Genomic DNA, 21914 nt, shown 5'->3' with positions numbered 1-21914 from the left:
TCCCTTATCACATCAACATATTAGATTATTCAGCCATCAAATTTTTGGCATCTTCCGGAGAGTATACCGAGATATGGTCTACATGCGGGTTAGGATGCGCTGCGGACTTTTCAGGTACAAAAATGAATTTCAACTGAAATGTCTTATTTACGTCATAGATCAGCAAGGTCTGCTTCTCTTTTCCTGCGGTGACCGTTTGTACGGAACCTGCTTTCCCGAGTGCGGCCTCGACATCGGAATACGTAAGTGCGCGAATATCCGACGCATCGGTGCGAACATCAAAGATTTGCGATCCTTTGTTCACGCCAAAGGTAGCATGCTTGCCTCCATAGACATAATACACTCCTTTGCCTACGTAACTATCGCTGTCTGCGGTTCCCCATGCCTTCTGCACATCGTCGATCAGAGCATTTTTGGCGGCAAATGGAATATTCGGAACCTTCCCCTGTTTGGCTGATTCGAAAATATTCGTTAATAAACGCTTCGTATTGGAGCTATTCGCTTCCTCCGCCATGAGGTTTTTGGCCGCTTGAGGCGCATAGACCGAGATATGATCCAGCTTAGTTTCATCCCCTACCAGAAAAATAAACTTCAGCTGGTACTTGTCATTTACGTTGTACTGCAATAACATTTGCTTCTCCCCATTCACATGGAGCGTCTGCGTCAGATTAGGCTCACCGAGCACCTTCGTCACATCCGGCTCTGTCAGCTGCAGCACTTCAGGTGCATTGGAACGAAGATCAAATATCTGATCCCCTTTATTCACCCCTACCACCGAATGGCGGCTGCTATAGATGAAATAAATGCCTTGACCTGCCGCATTGCTGCGATCCGCCTTCCCCCACTCCTTCTCGACCTGATCGATTAAGGATGCTCCCGCCGTAAAGCTATACCCTGGAATTTGTCCCTTCTTGGCTGCTTCTTCGATCTTCGTGATCGTCTCTTTTGCCGTTACAGTCTCTGACTTGGGTTGAGAAGTCGAGGACGAACTGCTCGTTTGGGATCCGACGGATGTATCTGTAGCTAGATTCGCCTGACTTTCATCGACTGACGAACGATCTTGACACGCGCCTAAGAAGACCAAAGCACCTAGCGCCATGCCGAGAAAAATCCTTTTATATTTTCGATCATAGGTTATCATCTCATCACCCTTCCTTTATCTTCAAAGTGTTCTCGGCTTGAAATCGAATTACCCCTCTTAAACGTTCTAATGAAGCAGAAAGTTGCATGGAAAAATGCACAACAACGAAGAGAGCTGTCCATCAAGGATTGAACAATGAGGTGCGAGGTGAAATGCCTGATCGTATAGCATCCTTCGAACTCGCTCAAGAGATTATGTCCTTGAATCACGAAACGTTATATTCTCGATTGTTCATGTCGTAATGAAGTTAACGACACTGCCTAATACCGTAGCGTAAGATTTTCGATAAACTCCTAACAAAAAAAACCGCCCTTATAGGGCAGTCAGGCTGTCGAGAAACCCTCGTTTTTTGGAGGACACTAAAAAAGTAACTTCACCCTAAACAAGCGAGCCTGCCTCGTATTTTCATCCGGATGAACCTTGTTATTCATCTATATTGGATGAATACAAGATAGGTCATCCGAATGGGCTTTGTTTATCATCTATGTTGGATTTATGCAGGATAAGAGCCACGAATTGAGTATTATTGGCGTTGTTCATCCTTTTTTAATGGAAATATACAATATAGACGCTTAAATATAGGCAAATCCGTTAAAGTTATTGGATTTATACAACATAGCAAATTTCATCATTATCGATAGTAAAAACATCAATTTTTCAGTGCCCTCTTTTTTTGAAGGGGGATGGAAATGCCCCTTTAAAAAAGAAAAGTTCCGAAAAGTCCTCTGGACTTTCTCGACACTCTGACCGCCCTTATAGGGCAGTTCAGATTGTCGACTTATAGCTTTTTGACTCACACAGTTCTCATCGTCAATAAATCCATGTTTTATGATTTCGGCTGTTACCTTTGTGAATATCTGCTTCACATGCGCTTAATGGCAATAATATCATGTGAATTGTAGAAAATGCTTATACGCCAGTGTTTAAAATTCCATAATGAATAAGGTCATCAAATTTATTTTCTTTATAGATATGCTGTAATAAAACACCTTCTTGCACCATGCCAGATTTTTGCATAACCCGTCCAGAGCCGGGATTTGAAGCAAAGTATCTCGCATATACTTTATGGTAATTCTTTTCTGAAAAAGCAAACTCAATGATAGCTTTTGTTGCTTCAGTTGCATATCCTTTACCCCAATTTTCCTCACCTATCCAATATCCAAGTTCGCCATGTCTGTGTGTTTGTTTATTGGACAGTCCTATAGCTCCATAAAGCTCGTTTGTACTTTTATCAGTAATGGCAAACTCATATGATTTATTATTGTTAAAATTATCTTCATGTGTTTGGATCCATGATAATGCACATTCAATCGGGTATGGATAAGGTAGCGTCAATGTACTTTTGTAGATATTATAATTATTGCAGAGCTCACAGACACGCCCAGCATCAGATAATTCAAATGGTCTTAAAATCAATCTTTCGGTAGTGATTGTTCTTTTTTCTTGATTGTACATTGTTTTACCTCCGTTGAAGTTCATATTATTTTTTTGCATTATCCGACTTCTGTATTTTAAAAAGGTCCGGATGGATCAGCTCAATAAAAGATTGCAAGGCAAACGAAACCCATTTCTTCGGATGAACCACATATTGCAAATACATCTTCAACTCGGGATGCTCGAACGGTAGAGCAGCCAAAGCTCCTCGGTTAATCTCATCTTCCACAGCAATGCGTGGCATGTAAGCCAGACCCAATCCATTCATCACACAATGTTTAATCGCTTCTAGGCTTCCTAATTCGAACCCAATTCGAAAAGAAACCCCATTTTCTTTCAATAAATTCTCGAACAACGTTCGATAAGCACAGCTTTCTTCGGTAACGATAAATTCGCAGCCTTCCAAGTCTTCGATTCGAATGGATGCTTGCCCTGTCCACGGATGGTCTGGAGGCGCAATAAGTACCAAGGATTCCTCGCGAATAACCTGGCATCGTAAAAGAGTCGAAGCAGGTAGACGGTCCAGTAGTACGCCCACATCGAACACGCCTTCAGATACGTTATTCAACAGCACTTCTTCAACTTCAGGGTACATCTGGATCGTTAATCCTGGAATGAACTGACGAAGCTGCTGCAAATATGATGGCAGAACATACGCTGCTACGGAATCTGTCGTCCCAATCGTTAGGCTGCCTCCGAGCTGCTGTGCAATTTTTTCTTTTGATTCCGCGAATAAATCCAGCATTGGGACGGCATACTTCAACAACTCTTCGCCCGGCGGCGTTAACCGCATCTGTCTCCCCGCACGTTCCAATAAAGGAACGCCGTATTCCCGCTCCAGCTTCTGAATTTGCATCGTCACGCTAGATTGCGCATAACCCAATTGCTCTGCCGCGCGGGTAAAACTCTGCTGCTTTGCAACTTCGCGAAACGTCTGAAAATAAGTTAAATCCACGAGCACCCACCGCCTATAACATCAAAATTTTTGATGCACCTTATCATTTATTATAGATAACTGTGATATAAGAATCCATGTTAATGTTGGGGTATATTCACCATGCAACGCATGGTTTAGGAGATGATTTGATGTTAACCGAACAACAGCTGACAGGTGTTTATGTCCCTCTGATCACACCTTTTTACGAACATGGAGAGATCGATCTCCCTTCCTTCCATCGACATATATGCCGATTTAGAGACGCAGGCATTCAAGGGCTTGTCATCAATGGAACGACCGGCGAATCTCCTACCATCCAAGCCGAGGAGATTGAACGGCTCATGGCTGCAGCCCGAACGGCTTGTGACGGTACTTCGATCCCACTCGTATTAGGCGTTGGAACGAATGATACCTCCTCAACCATTCGCAACATCGAACGGGCTGGACGGCTTGGCGCAGATGCTGTCTTGGTGGTTGTCCCCTATTACAGCCGCCCATCCCAACAAGGGATCATCGAACATTTCCGCCGGGCAGCTGAAGTCGGGGTCCCTATCATTCTGTATGAAATCCCGCACCGAACCGGGGTTGCATTAACCTTGGACACGATCCGAACGATCCTTGATTTCGACGGCGTCATCGGGATCAAAGACAGCACCGCTACGACCGAACTGGTGTCGCAGCTCGCTTCAATCGATTCCAAACCCGTCTTATGCGGAGAAGACTCCCTCATTTTCTCTTCCTTGCAGGCAGGGGCCAAAGGGATCTTGTCTGCCTCTGCCAACGTAAGGACAGATCAATTCGTTGCGTTATGCCAACAGTTCTATGAAGGCAACCATGAGCACGCAGAGCAATTGTTCCATGAGCTGCTTCCGCTTATCCGACTGCTCTTCACGGAATCAAGTCCCGCCCCACTGAAATGGATGTTATCTGAGCAGGGCATGATTCAGTCCAATACACTCCGTCTGCCGCTCATGCCGATTAGCCCGGCTCTCGAGGAACTCCTCTCCTCATACGTATAACCTTTCGATAGAGCCTTAGAACTCATAACTATCTACCCTAGAAGAGTCGCAGCGTTCATGCCAATATCCGAGCGATGCGGCAAGCAATAACGGTCTTCCCTTTCGTTGTCGAAGAAGGGGAGGATCGTTATATTTGTGCACAAAAAAACGCATTCCAGCACGGAATACGCCGATAAGCCAACCAATGATAAGATGGCCTCCTATTTATTAGAACCTTATACAGTAGATAAAAACCATACCTCCTCGGCATGGCTCCTTCATACGTAGCCCAAGATCACGCCCGCCGTTTCCTCGATGGCTTTATCTGTCACATCAATCACGGGACAACGCAGCTGATCTGCCACGGCATGCGCATAGGCTAACTCCTCTTGAATCCGCTCTAATGTCGTATAGCTTGCCCCTGCTGGCAAGCCCAGCGTCTTTAATCGTTCCGTTCGAATTTTGAGCATCTGTTCCGCGTTCATGGTTAACAATACAACCCGTTGATGCGTGAGTTGGAACAGCTCTTTCGGAGGTTTCATCTCAGGCACGACCAGCACATTCGCCGTCTTATATCCTTTATGTCCAAGGAATATACTGAGGGGGGTTTTCGAAGTACGAGATACGCCAAGAAGTACAATATCCGCCTCTCCTAACGTTTTCACATCTTGACTGTGATCGTATTGAACCGAATATTCAATCGCCTCCATACGGCGAAAATAAGGTTCGTCTAACTGATGCAATAAGCCAGGTTTGCGGCTGGGTGCATCATGAAACGTATCGATAAAAGCTTGCATCATCGGCCCCATGATATCCACAGCACGGATCCCCAAGCGAATCGCCTCAGAACGCATCATTTCACGCAATTCGGGTTGTACCAGCGTATACACGACAAACCCGCCAAGCCTGCTTACTTCTTCCATGATGGTGCGTATATCATCCTCTTGTTTGATTTGCCCAATTCTTCTGAGCTGCACGTCCTGCCCTGTAAATTGCTTCATCGTGGCGCGCACAACACTTTCTGCGGTTTCCCCTACGGAATCCGAGCATATTGTGATCATCTGCTGTGGCTCCTGCCCCATTCCTACTTCTCCCCTAACAATTTATGAGTATGCTGAAAAACTCTTGCATTTCATGAATCTTTGGCAAGTCGCAACCAGGCTTTATTCACGGTTGTCTTCGTAATTCGGCCTACGACCTCCCACTTCTCATTCGAAGCCCCTTCGGCGAAGGGAACAACCACAGGCAATGTACTCACATGATGCTCATCCATTTTGCGGGCAACATCCATGAGTGGTTCTTCCGGGGATACTGTGACAATATGCGGCATCCGTGTCATCACAACTCCAACCGGCATCGTTGAAGCACTCGGATTACCCAACGTTACCTTCAATAAATCTTTGCTGGACACGATGCCTATCAAGGCCCCGTCCACATCCGTGACAATCAATGTTCCTGTGTTCCCTAAGAACAACGCAACAGCGGCATCACTTACCGTGGCCGTCTCCCGCACAATAATTGGCGGCATTTGAACATCCTTCACGAGAAGATCGGGAGACAACACGGTCTCCCGACGATTTTGTTTTCCCAGGAAATAACCAACCTTCGGTTTGGCATCCAAATGTCCTAACATGACAAGGATCGACAAATCCGAACGAATCGTGGGTCGACTTACACCCAATTGCTCCGCAATTTGCTCACCGGTAATAGGAGCTTGATCTTGTACGAGTTGTAGAATTTCATATTGTCGCGACGATAGCTGTATGGTACTTCACTCCTTATGCCGTCCTTCATAACGGTTCTTTCTCAAATTACACTCATCATATCGCAACTACCTATGGACGTCTATCCTCCAACCAGCCATTGATAAAGGGTTATTCTTCGTTCTCTTCCTTCGGCTCTTCTGAACAAGGACCGATCTTACATTCTCCATAATACACCGTCGGTCGTTTCGTTTCGAACATGTCAATTACCTCATTGCAACGCTTACATAGCACAATGCCCCATCTCAATTCTGGTGCTGCCTCTCCCATACTTTTTCAGCCTCCTTATCAATATGAAAAGAAAACGACGATATATGATGTCATAATTAGAACAATGGGTAGGACGGATAAAAGCCTGATAATGAATGTGTATGAAGTAAGTCCCGTCCTTATTACGCCCTTTTATTCGACAAAGAAGAAAAGCTGTTGCATCTATTTGGTATATATCATATTATTTATTATGTCATAATATATAAGCAAAGTAAAGCCTATTATTACGTCATATATCAGGGTGGAGGCCTAATTATGCAACGTCAATTATCGCTTGAAATGGTTCGCGTCACGGAAGCGGCAGCCATCGCAGCCGCACAATGGATCGGGAGAGGCTTGAAGAATGAAGCGGATGAAGCGGCGACCTCAGCCATGCGGAGCATGTTCTTATCGGTTCCGATCCAAGGGAAGGTCGTCATTGGAGAAGGTGAAATGGACGAAGCCCCGATGCTCTATATCGGGGAACATGTGGGTAATGGCATCGGCGAAAATACAGATATCGCGGTGGACCCTGTAGAAGGTACTGAATTAGTTGCCAAAGGCTTAAACGGTGCGTTGGCGGTGATGGCTATCGCAGAAGAAGGCCAGCTCCTGCACGCGCCCGACATGTATATGGAGAAGCTGGCGATGGGACCGGCCCTCCGAGGACAACTAAACTTAGATGATCCTTTGGAAGTAACCCTCAACAAAGCAGCACATATCCTCGGTAAAGCATTATCCGAGCTCACCGTATCCATTCTGGATCGGGATCGGCATGCCGAGCACCTGCGTATTTTGCGTAAAGCAGGCGTTCGGATCAAGCTGCTGGATGCCGGGGATGTGGCAGGCGCGATGGCTCCGGCTTTTCTGGAGACGGGAATCGACCTCTATGTTGGTTCTGGCGGCGCACCCGAGGGCGTGCTGGCGGCAGCGGCCCTTCATTGTCTGGGAGGCGAAATTCAAGGACGTCTGATGCCTATGACGGAGCAAGAACTTCAGCGATGTTATGACATGCAAATTACGGATCCTCATCAACGCCTCTTGATGGAAGATATGATCGGACACGGTGATGTTATCTTCGCCGCGACGGGGATCACGCAAGGCGACTTTGTGGGCGGCGTTCGATTTCTCGCTGGCGACCAGGCTGAGACACATTCGATTGTGATGCGCGCGAAGACCCGCACCATTCGCTACCTGCGCTCCATTCATTACATGCCTGGTAAACCGCAGCCGGATGCTTATCTGGGACAGGTAATTTGATAAATGTAAATTTTTCATGCATTCTTGCCATATGTTTGCTATAATGGACCCATTGATGAACTGAATAACGACCCAGGGGTGCTGGAATTGGCCGGCTGAGATTGTGTCCCACAAGACATTGACCCTTATACCTGATCTGGATAATGCCAGCGTAGGAACGAACTGTTTTTTAGTGATAACTCGTTTATGCTAACGCCTCCGGTTGGGGGCGTTTTTTTGTTTGTCAACAAACTACTCATATAGACAAAGGGGAAAACCATCCATGAAGAACCGTACGAGACAATCCTTCTGGCTTCTCTGCCTCGCCCTGCTCGTAATCGTTGCAGGTTGCGGGACGAAAGAGGCTGGAACAGGCAATGAATCTAACGCCGAATCGGGACAAACGCAAGACGCTGCCAAAGAACTGACGAAAGTGAAGGTCGTGCTGGACTGGACGCCGAATACGAATCATACCGGGCTCTATGTTGCACGCGATAAGGGGTTTTTTAAAGAACAAGGCTTGGATGTCGAAATCGTTCAACCAGGCGAGAGCGGCGCGGATCAGATGGTTGCAGCAGGAAATGCCGAGTTTGGGGTCAGCTATCAAGAGAATATTACACTTGGCCGGACACAGAGCGTACCGCTTGTATCCCTCGCGGCAGTGATTCAACATAACACATCCGGATTTGCTTCACCAGTCTCGAAGAACATTAAGACGCCAAAAGATTTCGAAGGCAAGACCTATGGCGGCTGGGGGTCACCGAACGAGGAAGCCATGCTTCAATCCTTAATGGAGACCGAGAATGCCGATGTCAAAAAAGTGAACAATGTAAGTATCGGGTCGGCAGATTATTTCACAGCAACGAAGAGCAATATTGACTTTGCGTGGATTTATTATGCTTGGACCGGCGTTGAAGCCGAGCTTCGCAAGGAACCGATGAACATGGTGTATTTGAAAGATTATAGTCCAAAACTGGATTACTACACCCCTGTCCTGGCTACAAGCGAGAAGATGATTGCAGAGAAACCTGATCTTGTCCGCGCATTCGTAGCAGGAGCAGCAGCAGGTTATGAGTATGCGATCGCGAATCCTGATGATGCAGCAAATATTTTGATCCAAGCAGAACCGGATTTGAATCCTGAGCTTGTCAAAGCGAGTCAGAAATGGCTCAGCCCGCGTTATCAAGATGATGCCGCACAATGGGGAGTGCAGAAATCAGACGTGTGGAAAAACTACGCGGAGTGGATGACAGAACACAAGCTTCTGACAGGCACTTTTGAAGCGGACAAAGCTTTTACGAACGACTTTTTGCCCAAAAAATAAACATACACTCTACAATCTGAAAGCGAGGAAATTATCATGGCTAACGCACTACTAAGCATTCAAATCATTCCGAAGACATTAAAATATGACGATGTTATTCCCTACGTCGATCGTGCAATCGCAGTTATTAACGCATCTGAAGTTAAATATCGTGTAGCTCCGCTGGAGACAACGATGGAAGGTGAACTCGGTCAGCTTCTCGATATCGTAAAAGTCATGAACGAAGCGATGATCGATGACGGGTGTCCTGCAGTCATTTCACAAGTGAAAATTTTCTACAATCCGACGCACGGCGCTTCCATGGATAAGTTAACGGAAAAATACGATTAAGGAAGTTATGACCCATGCGAAAAAAAAGCTGGTTTCAATTAGGATGGCCCCCTGTGGCCGTCCTCTTGTCTTTTTTGGTGATCTGGCAATGCGCCGTATCGATCGGCCACATTGAAGAATGGCTGCTGCCCAGCCCGCTTCGTATCCTGGAAACGTTCACGTTGCCGGAAGTATATAACCGACTCTGGATGCATGCGATGGCGACCGTACGAATTACAACGTTAGGTCTAGCCGCAGGAATCGGTCTAGGTGTCGTCTTGGCAGTACTATTGCATTTAGTCCCTTTCCTCAAACGAGGCGTCTACCCCTTGCTGATTCTTACGCAGAATGTTCCTGTCGTCACGACAGGCCCGCTGCTCGTCATTTGGCTGGGGTACGGCATCTCGCCTAAAGTCGTCCTTATTATGTTAGTCTGTTTCTTCCCGATCGTGGTCTCGACGTTAACTGGACTTACACAACCGGACGCGCAATACATGAATTACTTACAAATGATCGGTGCCACCAAACGCCAAATTCTATGGAAGCTGGAGCTGCCAAACGCACTGCCGTACCTCTTCTCCGGCATGAAGCTTGCTGCTTCTTATAGCGTCATTACGGCGGTTACCGCCGAGTGGCTTGGTGCCAAGGACGGGCTCGGCATCTATATCAAGCTATCCGGCAATGGATTCATGACCGCCAGAGTATTCGCTGCGATCGTTGTCATCGTCGCGTTCAGCTTAATCTTGTTCGGGATCTTCAGCTTGTTGGAACGTTTCGCCATCCGCTGGAAGCCGAAGAAAGGAGCATGATGTTACATGATGAATGAATTGGATGTGATGCCGAAGCTGGATGTCCAAGGCATTTGCAAATCCTTTGAACGGGATCGTACACAGCACGAGATATTGAAGAATCTCTCCCTTTCCGTACTCCCGGGGGAATTTGTCTCGATCATTGGCCCCTCGGGCAGCGGCAAAAGCACATTGCTGCAGCTCATCGGCGGACTGCACCAACCCGATGGCGGCAGCATTCGCATGGACGGCGCGGACGTGACGGGCCGCAAAGGCCTGATCAGCTACATGCCGCAGCAGCCCGCGCTGTTCCCGTGGTACACGCTGGAACAGAATGTGCTCTTGGCGCTCGACATTACCGAGTCGAACGCCAAGCCACGCGGGAGCGGCGCACGGCCAAGCCGCGCCGCTTCGCGGGAGGAGCGCCGCGAGCTCGCGAAGTCGTGGCTCGCTCGCGCGGGGCTCGGCGGATACGAGGACGCGTATCCGCATGTGCTGTCAGGCGGCATGCAGCAGCGCGCCTCCTTCCTTCGTGCCATGCTGAGCCCGCAAGAGCTCATCTGCTTGGATGAACCGTTCGGCGCACTGGATGCGCTGACACGTCTGCAGATGCAGCAATGGCTGCTCAGCTTGTGGGAAGAGCATCGCCGTTCCGTGCTGCTCGTCACGCACAGCATTGAAGAAGCGATCTACTTATCGGATCGGATCTATGTCCTATCCAACGCACCGGCTCAGACGATCGCTGAATTTGAAGTGCCATTTCCGCGTCCGCGGCTGGAATCAATTCTAGATAGCGAAACCTTCATGCGCATGAAACGAGATATCTATCAACTATTACAGTCAGCAGGTGGAATGCATGTCTAATTCTGCACAAGAATGGGAACACACATCAAGAGGTCTTCGCGCCATCGATGCGCATATTCACTTAGACCAATATAACGAGGCCGATCAACGCCGGCTATTAACTGAATCGCTGGAAGCCGGCGTCGAGCAAGTCATTGCTGTCTCGATGCGTTATGACTCTTGCTTGGCGACACGGGCATTGTACGAATCGTATCCGAATCAAATCATACCTGCTTACGGGTTTCATCCCGAGCAGGCACTGCCGGAAGTACAGGTCTTGGACCAGCTTTTTACTTGGATTCGAGCACATCGTGAGGAGCATTTCGCCATTGGCGAAGTCGGTCTGCCGTACTATAACCGTTCAGAAGCCGAAGCGAAAGGGCTGCCTTTTGCGCTGGAAGGTTACATCGCACTGCTTGATCGGTTTATTCAACTAGCGGTCGAGCTGGAACGGCCGATTGTGCTTCACGCGGTCTATGAAGATACCGATATCACCTGTGACTTACTGGAGAAACATGGTCTCAAGCGTGCTCATTTCCATTGGTTCAAGGGTGCCGCTTCAACGATTCAGCGCATGATCAAGAACGGATATTACATCTCTATCACACCTGATGTACGCTATGAGCCTGAAATCCAAGATTTAGTTCGTGTCTATCCGATCGAACAAATGATGGTCGAAACTGATGGTCCTTGGCCATTCGAAGGTCCCTACCAAGGGGAACAGACGCATCCCAAGATGGTATGGGATGTTGTTCACACGATTGCCGTTCTCAAAGGAATTTCTTACGAAATGGCTGCTAAAACTTTGCACAAGAATACGATTACGTTCTATAATTAGAAGACTAATCATAGAGGTGATCTAAACCAATGAATACGAAACAAATCGCAGCAGAAAAAGCCGTTGAATTGATTCAAGACGGCATGATCGTAGGTCTTGGAACAGGCTCCACCGCCTACTTTGCTATTCAGAAAATTGGACAACGTGTACAAGAAGGTCTGAACATTCAAGCCGTGGCCAGCTCCAAAGCATCCGAAGAGCTCGCTCGCCAATTCGGCATTCCGCTTCTGCCATTCGCAGATGTCGAAGTCATTGACATTACAATTGATGGCGCCGATGAAGTCGATCCGAACTTGAGCTTAATTAAAGGTGGCGGCGGCGCACTGCTTCGCGAGAAAATCCTTGCAGGGAACAGCAAACGATTCATCGTCATTGTCGACGAGACAAAAATCGTTCCTGCGCTAGGCACGTTCCCATTGCCTGTTGAGATCGTTCCTTTTGCCTACGAATTGACGGTTCGCAAGCTGCAAGCGTTGGGCGCCCAACTGAAAATCCGCGAAGCAAATGGAACTCATTATATAACAGATAACGGAAATCTGATCGCGGACTGCCACTTTGGCGATATTACGGATCCTGAAACACTGCATCAACAATTAAACACAACGCCAGGCGTCGTCGACAATGGATTATTTGTCCATATGACAAGCCAAGTTATCGTTGGACATGCTGACGGTACATTAGAAATCTTATCGAACTAACGCGCCTTGCGAATATAGATAGAAGAACGGATACTGCTCGAATTGGAGCCGTATCCGTTTTGCTATTTCACTTGGTGCTTATCTGTCTCTTCCCCCTCGGCCAAGTACTTCCAAATAGTGTTGATTGTACATGATGCCTAGGATATTCCCAAAAGGATCAACCACGGAAGCTGTGATGAAGCAGGTTGAGTAAAACTCTTTATTTCAATGGAGGTCTTCCTTGATGCTGTTCTATCGCTATTATATACATCGAATGTGGACATCCGTATGTCCGACTTTTTGCTTCATATTTATTTTTTCTTTTTCTTCCTACCCACTGTTCAGACTTCTGCCACCAGCCTCGCCAAAGCCCGCTCTGCGAGTATCGCGAAATATCTTGCGCTAGGACTTAGCGCCTGTTCATCCACTGTGAATGATGGATGATGCCACTCATGATTACCGGATGTTCCCATGAAGACGAAGGACCCGGGTATCTGCTGTTGGTAGAAGGCGAAATCCTCACCGCCAGGGGAAGGCTGCGGTGTGACGACATGTAATCCCGCTTCGTTCGCTGCTTCGACGGACCAGGCCGTCAATGCTTTATCGTTCTGCACTGCCGGTGGGCCCGGATAGAATCGGATTCGGGCTGCTGCTCCTAACGCTTCCGCAACGCCATGAACGATACGGCTAAAATTCGCGAGCACCCGCTCCCGCACCTCATCCCGGAAGGAGCGGATCGTTCCTTCTAGCACAGCGTTCTGTGGAATAACATTCCATGTCGTTCCGCTGTGAATCTTGCTCACGCTCACAACCGCGCTGTCCAAGGAACTCACATTGCGACTTACGATCGATTGCAACGCCGTCACCACCTGCGCCGATACGACGATCGGATCTACACCGCCATCGGGCACAGCAGCATGTGTGCCCACCCCTTCGATCACAATCTCGAACCCATCCACACTCGCCATCAACGATCCTTCTCTAATTCCGACGGTTCCCACAGGAAGATCAGGTTTGTTATGCATCCCAAAAATCGCCTGAACTTCTTCCAATACACCAAGTTCAATCAGGTGAAGGGCTCCGGTCCCTTTCTCTTCTGCCGGCTGGAACAGGAATCGCACGGTGCCTTGCAATTCCTGTTCTCGTTCCTTCAGTAAGTATGCCGCCCCAAGAACAGCAGCGGTATGAAAGTCATGTCCGCAAGCATGCATTTTCCCCGGGATCCGTGAGGCATAAGGAAGCTCAGTTGCCTCCTGAATCGGCAGCGCATCAATATCCGCCCGGATCGCAATAACCGGTCCCTCCAGCTTCCCTCTCACTTCTGCGATTACACCGGTTGCTAACGGAAGCTCCAGGATGGAAATCCCTGCTTGTTCTAGCCACTGGCGTATCGATTTCGTGGTCTCAAATTCTTCATGAGCTACTTCGGGATATTGGTGCAAATGGCGTCGAATCTCTACCAATCTTGCATCTAAATCGTTGACGATGTGTTCGATTGTCTCGTTTGCCACTCATCAATACCGCCTTTCGTTCAACTTAACGTTGTGCTGTAGTCTCTATGAACACGTGACTTAACTGTTCGAACGAACGAATCCGGTCATCGAAGTCCTTTACAATGGATGTTATGATGAATTCGTCTACGCCATACTTCTGTTGAATCTCGAGTAATTTTCGACGAACCGTTTCGCCTGATCCATGTACAATATTCGCTTCTTTCACTTCAATGGTGTATGCTTCCCCAGACTGTCTACCGAATTCCTCAGCTTGTTCTACTTTGCCTAAATTATAGGTTTTCCCACTTGCCAGATGAATTTTAACCGCCTTAAAATCGGATGCCAGCTTCCGTGCTTCTTCATCCGTATCCGCTACAATAACGCTAAGAGCAAGCAAGGTCTGAGGCTCAGCCCCTTTGTCTGATCGAAAATGCTCGCGATAAACTTGAAGCGCCTCCCACGCAACAGACTCGTCACTATTGATAAAAAGCGCAAACACATACGGAAGTCCCCGTTCTGCCGCGGATTGCGCGCTCACGACCGTCGTGCCTAACAAATAGAGTTCTGCAGGCTGAGCGGGTACGGGACTTGCCTTCAAACCAGCCAAGGGATGATCATCTTCTAATTGATCATGAATGTACTTCTCAAGTTCAATTACTTTGTCCGTTAAGCTAGGCACTTCTTGTCCATGCCCTAGCTGCAGTGCTCTAGTCGAGCGCGGAAGGCCTCCAGGCGCCCTCCCAATCCCCAGATCCACGCGGCCAGGCGCCAATGTCGCCAACAGATTGAAATTCTCAGCCACTTTGTAAGGACTGTAATGCTGCAGCATCACACCGCCAGAACCGATACGAATCCGCTCCGTCTTGGCGAGCAAATGAGCAATAAGAACTTCGGGAGATGATCCTGCAAGTGAATCGGAGTCGTGGTGCTCAGATACCCAAAACCGATGGTAACCTAACTCCTCCGCCTTTTGTGCTAATCGTATCGTCTTCTGTATTGCCGTTACTGCCGTATCGCCCTCATAGATGATGCTCTGATCCAGAATGCTTAATTTCAACGTCATCTTCGTATCCCCCTTAGATGGAGTAGCTCCACTCATTCGTAAAACGTTTGAAGAATTGTTTTGTCCGTTCTTCCTTCGGTGCATTGAATATGTCTTGAGGTTTCCCTTCTTCAATAATCCGCCCCTCTTCCATGAATACGATATGGTTGGAAATATCCCGCGCAAATCCCATTTCATGCGTCACCACGATCATCGTAACGCCTTCTTGTGCAATATTCTGAATGACCGTCAACACTTCGCCAACCAACTCAGGGTCCAAGGAGGAAGTTGGTTCATCGAACAGAATCACTTCTGGATTCAACGCAAGGGCACGAGCAATACCAACCCGCTGCTGCTGTCCGCCCGAGAGCTGACTTGGATAGCTATCCGCTTTATGAGTTAATCCGACCTTCGCAAGCATCAGCAGACTAATCTCTCTTGCTTCTTCAGCCGGCATCTTCTGAACGACCGTGAGTCCTTCCATCACATTCTGCAATACTGTCTTATGCTTGAAAAGATTGTAATGCTGGAACACCATCGCTGTCTTTCGACGAAGCGCGAGTACGTCTTTTTTGCTCGCATGCTTGCAATCTACCGCAACCTCTCCGATGGTGATCTCCCCTTCATTCGGGTGCTCCAGGAAATTAATGCATCGCAATAACGTTGTTTTCCCCGAGCCGCTTGGCCCTAGAATTGCGATGACATCCCCTTTTTCCACTGTAATATTAATACCGTTCAGAACCGAGTGTTTGCCGTACGTTTTGCGAATATTGCGCAGTTGAATCATGCGACGCCCCCCTTAGCAAATGTTCTTAACCGTTTCTCGAGTAATCCTGTAATCTGCTCAGCGATCAACGTCAGTCCCCAATAGATGATCGCAGCCGCGATATAGGACTCTACGAACTTCCAGTTCGTTGAAGCAACAATGCTTGCTTTCCCGTTGATTTCCAATAATGAGATCGAGAAAGCAAGGGATGAGCCATGCAGCAATCCGATAAACATGTTGCACAAATTCGGCAGGCTGATGAGCAATGCCTGGGGCAGAACAATTCGCCACATCGCTTGCCGGGTTGTCATTCCAATGGAATACGCGGCTTCAATCTCTCCTTTATTCACAGCGAGAATTCCCGATCGAATAATCTCCGACATATATGCTCCTGCATTTAACGAAAAGGCAATGAAAATAAATATAATCAACGGAATGGAGCTGGAGTTCATCCCCCATCCAAAATGTGCTGACAATCGATCGAAGATCATCGGAATGCCAAGATACACGATGTAAATATGCAGAATCAGCGGCGTCCCTCGCAGGAACGATACATAGAATCCGGCAACGCGGTGGATGTATCGCACCTCATACAATCGGATCAACGCAATCCCAATGCCGATGCCAAACCCGATCACAAGCGGCACGAACGTAATCGCCAGCGTCAACGGCAGCGCTTGTAAGATTTCCAAAAAAGCGGTCATGATAAATGAAATATCTAGCTGCATTTTCACCCCTCCTGCCAACCGCTACCCAAATTTACGTTCATAACGAGATACTCTTTTTTCCATTCTGGAGAAAATCGATTCCAGAAGAATACATACCAGATAATAAATGACGGCAAGTGAAATATAGACTTCAAGAAAATGGCTTGTTGTCGTCCCCAACGTCTGTCCGCGCCCTGTCATGTCCATGACGCCAATGGAGAAGGCTAACGATGTATCCTTCATGTAGGCGATAATCAGATTCGCCAAGTTCGGCAGCGCAATGGCGAAGGATTGGGGCAGAACAATCCGAATGAATGCAACAAACGGGCTCATCCCAATGGAATAAGCCGCCTCTGTCTGTCCGCGCTCCACGCTCGTCACCGCAGCTCGAATCACTTCGGAGAACAATCCTCCAATGCTTAAGCCATAGGTCACAATAACGAAGAACATGCTGGACCATTGCGAAATATCAATCGATACAAGCTTTAGAAGCTCTGGTAATCCGTAATAGATTAAGAAGAGCTGAATCAATATCGGGGTACCCCGGATAAAAGAAACATAGACCGCCGCGATTTGTGCCAACACAGGAATTCGATACAGGCGCGGCAGCGCAACCAGGAACCCGATTACGATGCCGATGAGAATTGCGCCTGCAAGAATCAGGAAGGTAACGTGCACATACCCTAGCAATTTGGGTATAAAATCGAGAATCAGTCCGATATCGAACGATTTTCCCATAACGCATCCTGAACCTTTCGCTAAATTATTTCGCACGGCTCCTTCGGGAGCTATTTGATTAGAAGTACCTCTTCGAGGTGCGTCAGATCCGTATCAATAACCGCCTGATAGATTCCATCGACACAGATTGGTCCGTGAATTACTTCGTTTCATGAGAATAATCACGTCCAAGCCACTTTTCGCTTAACTTGCCTAATGTACCATCGGCCTTGATTTGTTGAAGAGCCTTATCTAACTTTCCAGCAAGTTCCGTATCCCCTTTGCGCAGAATATAGAACACTTTAGAATTCGTTAATACCTCGCCAACGGTTTTCTGCTCCGCCTTCACAGATTGATTCAGGAAATCTACGGCAAATTGCGTGCTGATCGTTGCATCCACTCGGCCTGATTTTAGTTGATTAACCGCGTCATCCCCAGCCTTGGTATATACGATGTGAATCGCATCATCATGGGTTTTGTTATATTGCTCAACAATGTAGGCCTCGGCACTGGTCGCCCCGACGATGACTTTCTTGCCTTTCAAATCATCAATGGAGTGGATCGATTCGTTCGTATCATGAACCGTGATTTTGTTCGGGAAAATATTATAAGGCTCGTTGTTGAACAAATATCTTTCTTCACGATCCGGATTCTTCTCCATTTGATGGGCTACAAAATCAATCTTTTTCGTCTCTAAGCTTAATAACAGGTTCGAGAATTCCATCGTCTTGAATTCAATCTCAATCTCTGGGAGGCGTTTATCGATTTCCTTCACCAGCTCCACATCAAAGCCGTCCAGTTCTCCTTTATCATTGATAAAGCACACGTTCGGAAACCCTGTTCCCGTTCCGACAATAATTTTCTTCACTGCTTCCTTCTTGCCGCTATCCCCATCCGCCTTAACGGTGGAACCATTGCTTGTGTTCGCTGGCGAGCTCGTTTTGGACGCTCCGCAACCTGCTGCCATGGTCAGAAGTAGTGCAAAAATGATAACGAGGTTCAATTTTTTCATACGGTTTCCCTCCATATCCTATCGTTCATTTTATTTTTCCGTTAATTCATATAGAAATTCTTGGTTTTGTTGTAAAAATAAATCAGGGTTCAAACCTAGCTCACGAATGGGTTCATACGCACGAAGCGTTACATCCAGCAGTTCTGAAGCATCCTTCAATGTGGCTAATCGAATCTTTTCACTCATTTCTCCATTCCTCCTGGGATATGAACCTTGGTATTCGTTACATCATTGCTCGGGCCCTGCATGCAATGATCCAACTTTTCTCATCGGTTATCTATGAATTATGGTAATAAATGTAGCACCCGACACTTGAAATCGTCAATCCGTTCTCTAATAGAGCATTTCTATTTATGAATAGAAATGTTCAATGAAAGCGTTTTTCCAAGTTCTAACATCGTTTTGTATAGTACGCTATGCTCTCCCTTCAGCGCAATTAGGTTCGTCTGCAGCGAAATTCCGGATACCTCCGGCAGATCAATCGCATACAGCTGTTTGTTCCGCACTTCTTGTTCCACTGATAATCTGGGAAGAAAGCCAATGCCCATTTTCTTGAGGACAAGCTTTTTGGCCGTCTCATAATTGTCGACTTGATAATCAAATTGCGGGGATTGCTCCAAATTCTCGAACAGTCGATGCACGCGTACCCAATCCAAGGATCCACACTCATAGAATACGAGCGCCTCCTGGACTACCTGCTCCATGGATACCATACTTTTCTCAATAAAGGGATGACCCTCTGGGACAAATAATCGAATTTCATCGTCATGAAATTTCGTCGATTCCATATTGGGGTGGGTAACCTGCCTGACGAGACCGAGATCGGCTTCGTGATTCAAGACTCTTCGAACCACCTCATCCGTGACTGCCGTCGTCACTTTGATATTCAAATCAGGGTACTTGAGTTTCAATCGAGGCAGCAGCTCCGGCAGCATATAATTGGCGACAGAGACCGTGCACCCGATGCGCAGCGTATTTGGTACCGCCTTCTTCTGCTGGACATGCTCTTTTCCTTTCTGATACGACCCCAGAATTTGCTGTGCATAAGGAATGAACTGCTTGCCCTTCGGCGTCAAAGCGATCTTCTTCCCTTCGCGAATAAACAACAGGCAGTCTAACTCACGCTCAAGGGACTGAATACGCGCGGTCACGGACGGTTGCGATAAGAACAAGGCATCAGCCGCTTTGTTAAAACTCCCGAAATGGATCACGTAGACAAAGGCCTCGATATTCTCAATATTCACCCATAACTCCCCCTTTGATTTAAATTCATATTTAACTTCCCGATTAACTTGGTTTTATAAGCAAAAAAATAAAGTGCTGCATGACATATTTTGTATTTAGTATAGTGTGCTTCGCCGGAAAGTCAAGATCTAACCGGGTTAATGCCAAAATGAGAAAAACCGTCAGGGATCACTCGACGATCCTTTATTGTTTGAACCTATAAGTCTGTGGATAGATGCGATAACGGACATGAGAGACCTTATTGTTTGCTATGCTCATAGATTAGCCGTTTTTTCGGACTCAGATGCCCTTATTCCATTCGAATCATGGGTATATAGCTTATGTTTAGCATGATAAGAGCTGCTGTGTCCGTTCACCCTGCATTTTGAGTGCTTTTGGCATCATTAAGGTCTCCTGTGTCCGTTCATTTCGCTCCATTCCCTGCATCCTAATTTGATTTCGGCTATCTCTCGAAAAGGTATAAATTCTAGAATATTGAGAAAAACCCCGCCTGTGACGAGGTTTCATTTCATCCAAATGTGATTTTTCGGTGACCAGGTACATCCAGCACACCCTTATTGGATCAATTTCGACTTATACTCACCAGGTGTCATATCCACGTATTTCTTGAACACTTTCGTAAAATAGGTACGATCCGAGTACCCGAGTTTTATGGAGATCATCTCAATCGTTTCATTTGGATACTCCATCATCTGCATTGCCGCTTTCATCTTGAACCGATGCACATAATCCGTGAAATTCTCATCGGTCATCCGTTTGAAATACCGCGAGAAATAGCTTGGATTCAAAAACAAATGCTGCGCGACATCTACCGAGGTGACATTCTCCGATAGGTGTTGTAGCAAGTACTGGTCAATTTCTTGAAGCTTCGAATCTCTCGCTTTGGATGCGGAGGACGATCTCGGGCTCTCTAATAAATCCTCTAGCTTCAAGCGAAGCAGGGTCTCGGTATCCTCGATATGCCGTGTCGACTCCAGAACAGCGTAATACCGCTCATCTACATTCAGTTTCGTGGATTGCATTTCTAAATAACGTAGCGTGCTGGAGTACTCCGCGATGAACTCCGCCGGATCCAATGTATCCGAAGCCGTTGTCTGGATGACTTGATCGAGTAACGCCATCACTTGTTCACGTTGTCCTGCTTGAATCGCAGTAACCATCTCCGATAGGCGTTGTTGACGAGCCGCGTTTGCTGGACTGGATATTGGCTTTGTCTCAGAACTTTCCACCATGTGGATCAGATCCTTATGATAATACCCGGCGAACTTATCCCCCTGCATGTGATGAAGCGCCGTATTCATCGCTTCTAGCTCGACGTTGTTCGAGAAGATCAAGAACCGCAGCTGAACTTTTAAATACAACTCGCAATTCTCCTGCAATTTCTCCAAATAGATTTGAACATAGTGGTGCGGGTTAAATGCTAGACTGTGACGATAATTCAATATAAATGTGCAGTGATCATAGACATGGAATACCGTGATTCCCTCATAAGTTCTTGCTAATTCTTGCGCGATATTGTAAATCCCGTAACGAAGAAGGGGAATGTCTCGATAACCGTATTTTTGCAGAGATGACGAAATGGATAAATATCCGACAGCCGACATAAATGATGCGTGCTCCCAATGAATATCTAGTTGTTTCGCGTATTCTAGCAAAATCTGCGGCGATGCTCCGTCTTTCAGTTTTAAGTAGAAGGAATGCTTGAACATGTCATAATTTCGCTGGAATTGCTCGCGATAGGATAGTTCTTCCGATTGATCGACAGAGGTTTCCATCGCTTTGATCGCCTTCATCAAGCTCTGTTCCAGCTGGACGACCGTCAATTCATCTTTAATTAAATAATCATCCGCGTTTAAGGCAAGCGCACGTTTGGCATAAGTAAATTCTTCGTGGCATGAAATGAATATAATTCGCACGCTTGGCTTAATCCGCTTAAACTCGATTCCAAGCTCTATCCCATCCTTATGCGGCAGCTCAATGTCTGAAATCACAATATCGGGGAGCATCTCGTTAAAAATCTGAAGTGCCATGACGCTGGAATAAGCGCTGCCAACTAACGAAAGTGAGAGTTGGTCCCAATCCATCATTTGCTGTAAAAACTTCAACATCGGTACATCATCATCAATGAGCATGATTTTAAACATAAGGACATTCCCTCCCTGTATGAATCATGATTCGCCTTAGATTTTGGGGTTAGACCCATTGCTGTCTGAAGGAGCTGGGCTCCCTGCTTGCCAATTCGCATGTCATGCATCGCATTTCTTGCAGCATACTGTACCTAGATGTCATTTTTGAATGTGAGTGTAATGGATTGAACATAAAGGATGTGTTCGTTACATCCGCGATCCTCTTGAGTTGTTGGGCAATGACGTGTATGATCGCGTGATTTTAA

Annotated in this window: 22 protein-coding genes, 1 pseudogene and 1 riboswitch; of the genes and pseudogenes, 8 read left to right on the top strand and 15 right to left on the bottom strand. The window is 47.0% G+C overall.

What is annotated here, in order from left to right:
• Nucleotides 1–25 precede the first annotated feature (25 nt).
• The 3 genes from BVG16_RS05165 to BVG16_RS05150 all read right to left on the bottom strand — a co-directional run bounded on the left by BVG16_RS05165 (nt 26) and on the right by BVG16_RS05150 (nt 3530).
• Nucleotides 26–1141 (bottom strand): YjgB family protein, encoded by a 1116-nt coding sequence (locus BVG16_RS05165; protein ID WP_078497482.1) that lies wholly within the window; start codon nt 1139–1141, stop codon nt 26–28.
• A 909-nt stretch (nt 1142–2050) separates the two neighbouring features.
• Nucleotides 2051–2596, bottom strand: coding sequence for a GNAT family N-acetyltransferase (locus BVG16_RS05155; RefSeq protein ID WP_078497480.1), 546 nt, complete (start codon nt 2594–2596; stop codon nt 2051–2053).
• 25 nt (nt 2597–2621) lie between these two features.
• Nucleotides 2622–3530, bottom strand: a complete 909-nt coding sequence (locus tag BVG16_RS05150) for a LysR family transcriptional regulator (RefSeq protein ID WP_078497479.1) — start codon at nt 3528–3530, stop codon at nt 2622–2624.
• A 131-nt stretch (nt 3531–3661) separates the two neighbouring features.
• Between BVG16_RS05150 and dapA the strand changes: the two genes are divergently transcribed.
• On the top strand, nt 3662–4531 hold the full coding sequence (gene dapA / locus BVG16_RS05145; RefSeq protein ID WP_078497478.1) for a 4-hydroxy-tetrahydrodipicolinate synthase: 870 nt from the start codon (nt 3662–3664) through the stop codon (nt 4529–4531).
• Between the two features lie 257 nt (nt 4532–4788).
• Here dapA and BVG16_RS05140 read toward each other — a convergent pair whose 3' ends face one another.
• The 3 genes from BVG16_RS05140 to BVG16_RS05130 form a co-directional block, all read right to left on the bottom strand.
• Nucleotides 4789–5592 carry a pyruvate, water dikinase regulatory protein gene (locus BVG16_RS05140; RefSeq protein WP_078497477.1) on the bottom strand — a complete coding sequence of 268 codons (804 nt, stop codon included), beginning with the start codon at nt 5590–5592 and terminating at the stop codon, nt 4789–4791.
• Between the two features lie 50 nt (nt 5593–5642).
• Nucleotides 5643–6275, bottom strand: a complete 633-nt coding sequence (locus tag BVG16_RS05135; protein WP_078497476.1) for a helix-turn-helix transcriptional regulator — start codon at nt 6273–6275, stop codon at nt 5643–5645.
• Between the two features lie 109 nt (nt 6276–6384).
• Complete coding sequence (locus tag BVG16_RS05130; protein ID WP_078497475.1) at nt 6385–6543, bottom strand: GapA-binding peptide SR1P; 159 nt, start codon at nt 6541–6543, stop codon at nt 6385–6387.
• Between the two features lie 255 nt (nt 6544–6798).
• Between BVG16_RS05130 and glpX the strand changes: the two genes are divergently transcribed.
• The 7 genes from glpX to rpiA all read left to right on the top strand — a co-directional run bounded on the left by glpX (nt 6799) and on the right by rpiA (nt 12561).
• Nucleotides 6799–7782, top strand: a complete 984-nt coding sequence (glpX, locus tag BVG16_RS05125; protein ID WP_078497474.1) for a class II fructose-bisphosphatase — start codon at nt 6799–6801, stop codon at nt 7780–7782.
• A 64-nt stretch (nt 7783–7846) separates the two neighbouring features.
• Nucleotides 7847–7957, top strand: a riboswitch (TPP riboswitch).
• Between the two features lie 87 nt (nt 7958–8044).
• Complete coding sequence (locus tag BVG16_RS05120; RefSeq protein WP_078497473.1) at nt 8045–9085, top strand: ABC transporter substrate-binding protein; 1041 nt, start codon at nt 8045–8047, stop codon at nt 9083–9085.
• A gap of 36 nt (nt 9086–9121) precedes the next feature.
• Nucleotides 9122–9415 (top strand): thiamine-binding protein, encoded by a 294-nt coding sequence (locus BVG16_RS05115; protein ID WP_078497472.1) that lies wholly within the window; start codon nt 9122–9124, stop codon nt 9413–9415.
• A gap of 14 nt (nt 9416–9429) precedes the next feature.
• Nucleotides 9430–10203: an ABC transporter permease gene (locus BVG16_RS05110; RefSeq protein WP_078497471.1), complete on the top strand. Its 774-nt coding sequence runs from the start codon at nt 9430–9432 to the stop codon at nt 10201–10203.
• A 6-nt stretch (nt 10204–10209) separates the two neighbouring features.
• Nucleotides 10210–11046: an ABC transporter ATP-binding protein gene (locus tag BVG16_RS05105; RefSeq protein ID WP_233146892.1), complete on the top strand. Its 837-nt coding sequence runs from the start codon at nt 10210–10212 to the stop codon at nt 11044–11046.
• Nucleotides 11039–11863 carry a TatD family hydrolase gene (locus tag BVG16_RS05100; protein WP_078497470.1) on the top strand — a complete coding sequence of 275 codons (825 nt, stop codon included), beginning with the start codon at nt 11039–11041 and terminating at the stop codon, nt 11861–11863. Before BVG16_RS05105 ends, BVG16_RS05100 begins: the two co-directional genes overlap by 8 nt.
• Nucleotides 11864–11892: 29 nt before the next feature.
• Nucleotides 11893–12561 carry a ribose-5-phosphate isomerase RpiA gene (gene rpiA / locus BVG16_RS05095; protein ID WP_078497469.1) on the top strand — a complete coding sequence of 223 codons (669 nt, stop codon included), beginning with the start codon at nt 11893–11895 and terminating at the stop codon, nt 12559–12561.
• Nucleotides 12562–12881: 320 nt separating this feature from the next.
• On the opposite strand, the gene BVG16_RS05090 is transcribed toward rpiA, so the two are convergent.
• From BVG16_RS05090 to BVG16_RS05050, 9 genes and pseudogenes are all read right to left on the bottom strand, one after another.
• Entirely contained in the window at nt 12882–14036 is a 1155-nt protein-coding gene (locus BVG16_RS05090; RefSeq protein WP_078497955.1) for an amidohydrolase, read from the bottom strand.
• Between the two features lie 40 nt (nt 14037–14076).
• Nucleotides 14077–15096: an LLM class flavin-dependent oxidoreductase gene (locus BVG16_RS05085; RefSeq protein WP_078497468.1), complete on the bottom strand. Its 1020-nt coding sequence runs from the start codon at nt 15094–15096 to the stop codon at nt 14077–14079.
• A gap of 13 nt (nt 15097–15109) precedes the next feature.
• Nucleotides 15110–15862, bottom strand: coding sequence for an amino acid ABC transporter ATP-binding protein (locus tag BVG16_RS05080; RefSeq protein ID WP_078497467.1), 753 nt, complete (start codon nt 15860–15862; stop codon nt 15110–15112).
• Entirely contained in the window at nt 15859–16569 is a 711-nt protein-coding gene (locus BVG16_RS05075; protein WP_078497466.1) for an amino acid ABC transporter permease, read from the bottom strand. The genes BVG16_RS05080 and BVG16_RS05075 overlap by 4 nt, the downstream gene beginning before the upstream one ends.
• Before the next feature lie 21 nt (nt 16570–16590).
• Nucleotides 16591–17286, bottom strand: a complete 696-nt coding sequence (locus BVG16_RS05070; RefSeq protein ID WP_078497465.1) for an amino acid ABC transporter permease — start codon at nt 17284–17286, stop codon at nt 16591–16593.
• A 139-nt stretch (nt 17287–17425) separates the two neighbouring features.
• Nucleotides 17426–18277 (bottom strand): transporter substrate-binding domain-containing protein, encoded by an 852-nt coding sequence (locus tag BVG16_RS05065; RefSeq protein ID WP_198957422.1) that lies wholly within the window; start codon nt 18275–18277, stop codon nt 17426–17428.
• A gap of 87 nt (nt 18278–18364) precedes the next feature.
• A pseudogene (locus tag BVG16_RS05060) lies at nt 18365–18463 on the bottom strand (GNAT family N-acetyltransferase); the annotation flags it as partial.
• Nucleotides 18464–18624: 161 nt separating this feature from the next.
• Entirely contained in the window at nt 18625–19521 is an 897-nt protein-coding gene (locus BVG16_RS05055) for a LysR family transcriptional regulator (RefSeq protein ID WP_078497463.1), read from the bottom strand.
• A 555-nt stretch (nt 19522–20076) separates the two neighbouring features.
• On the bottom strand, nt 20077–21666 hold the full coding sequence (locus tag BVG16_RS05050) for a response regulator transcription factor (protein ID WP_078497462.1): 1590 nt from the start codon (nt 21664–21666) through the stop codon (nt 20077–20079).
• Nucleotides 21667–21914: the final 248 nt, after the last annotated feature.

Origin of the sequence: Paenibacillus selenitireducens, assembly GCF_002021565.1 — a bacterium.
GTDB classification, from domain to species: Bacteria; Bacillota; Bacilli; order Paenibacillales; family Paenibacillaceae; genus Paenibacillus_K; species Paenibacillus_K selenitireducens.
The sequence above is the reverse complement of the archived record's forward strand: the minus strand, read 5'-3'. Positions and strand labels throughout refer to the sequence as shown.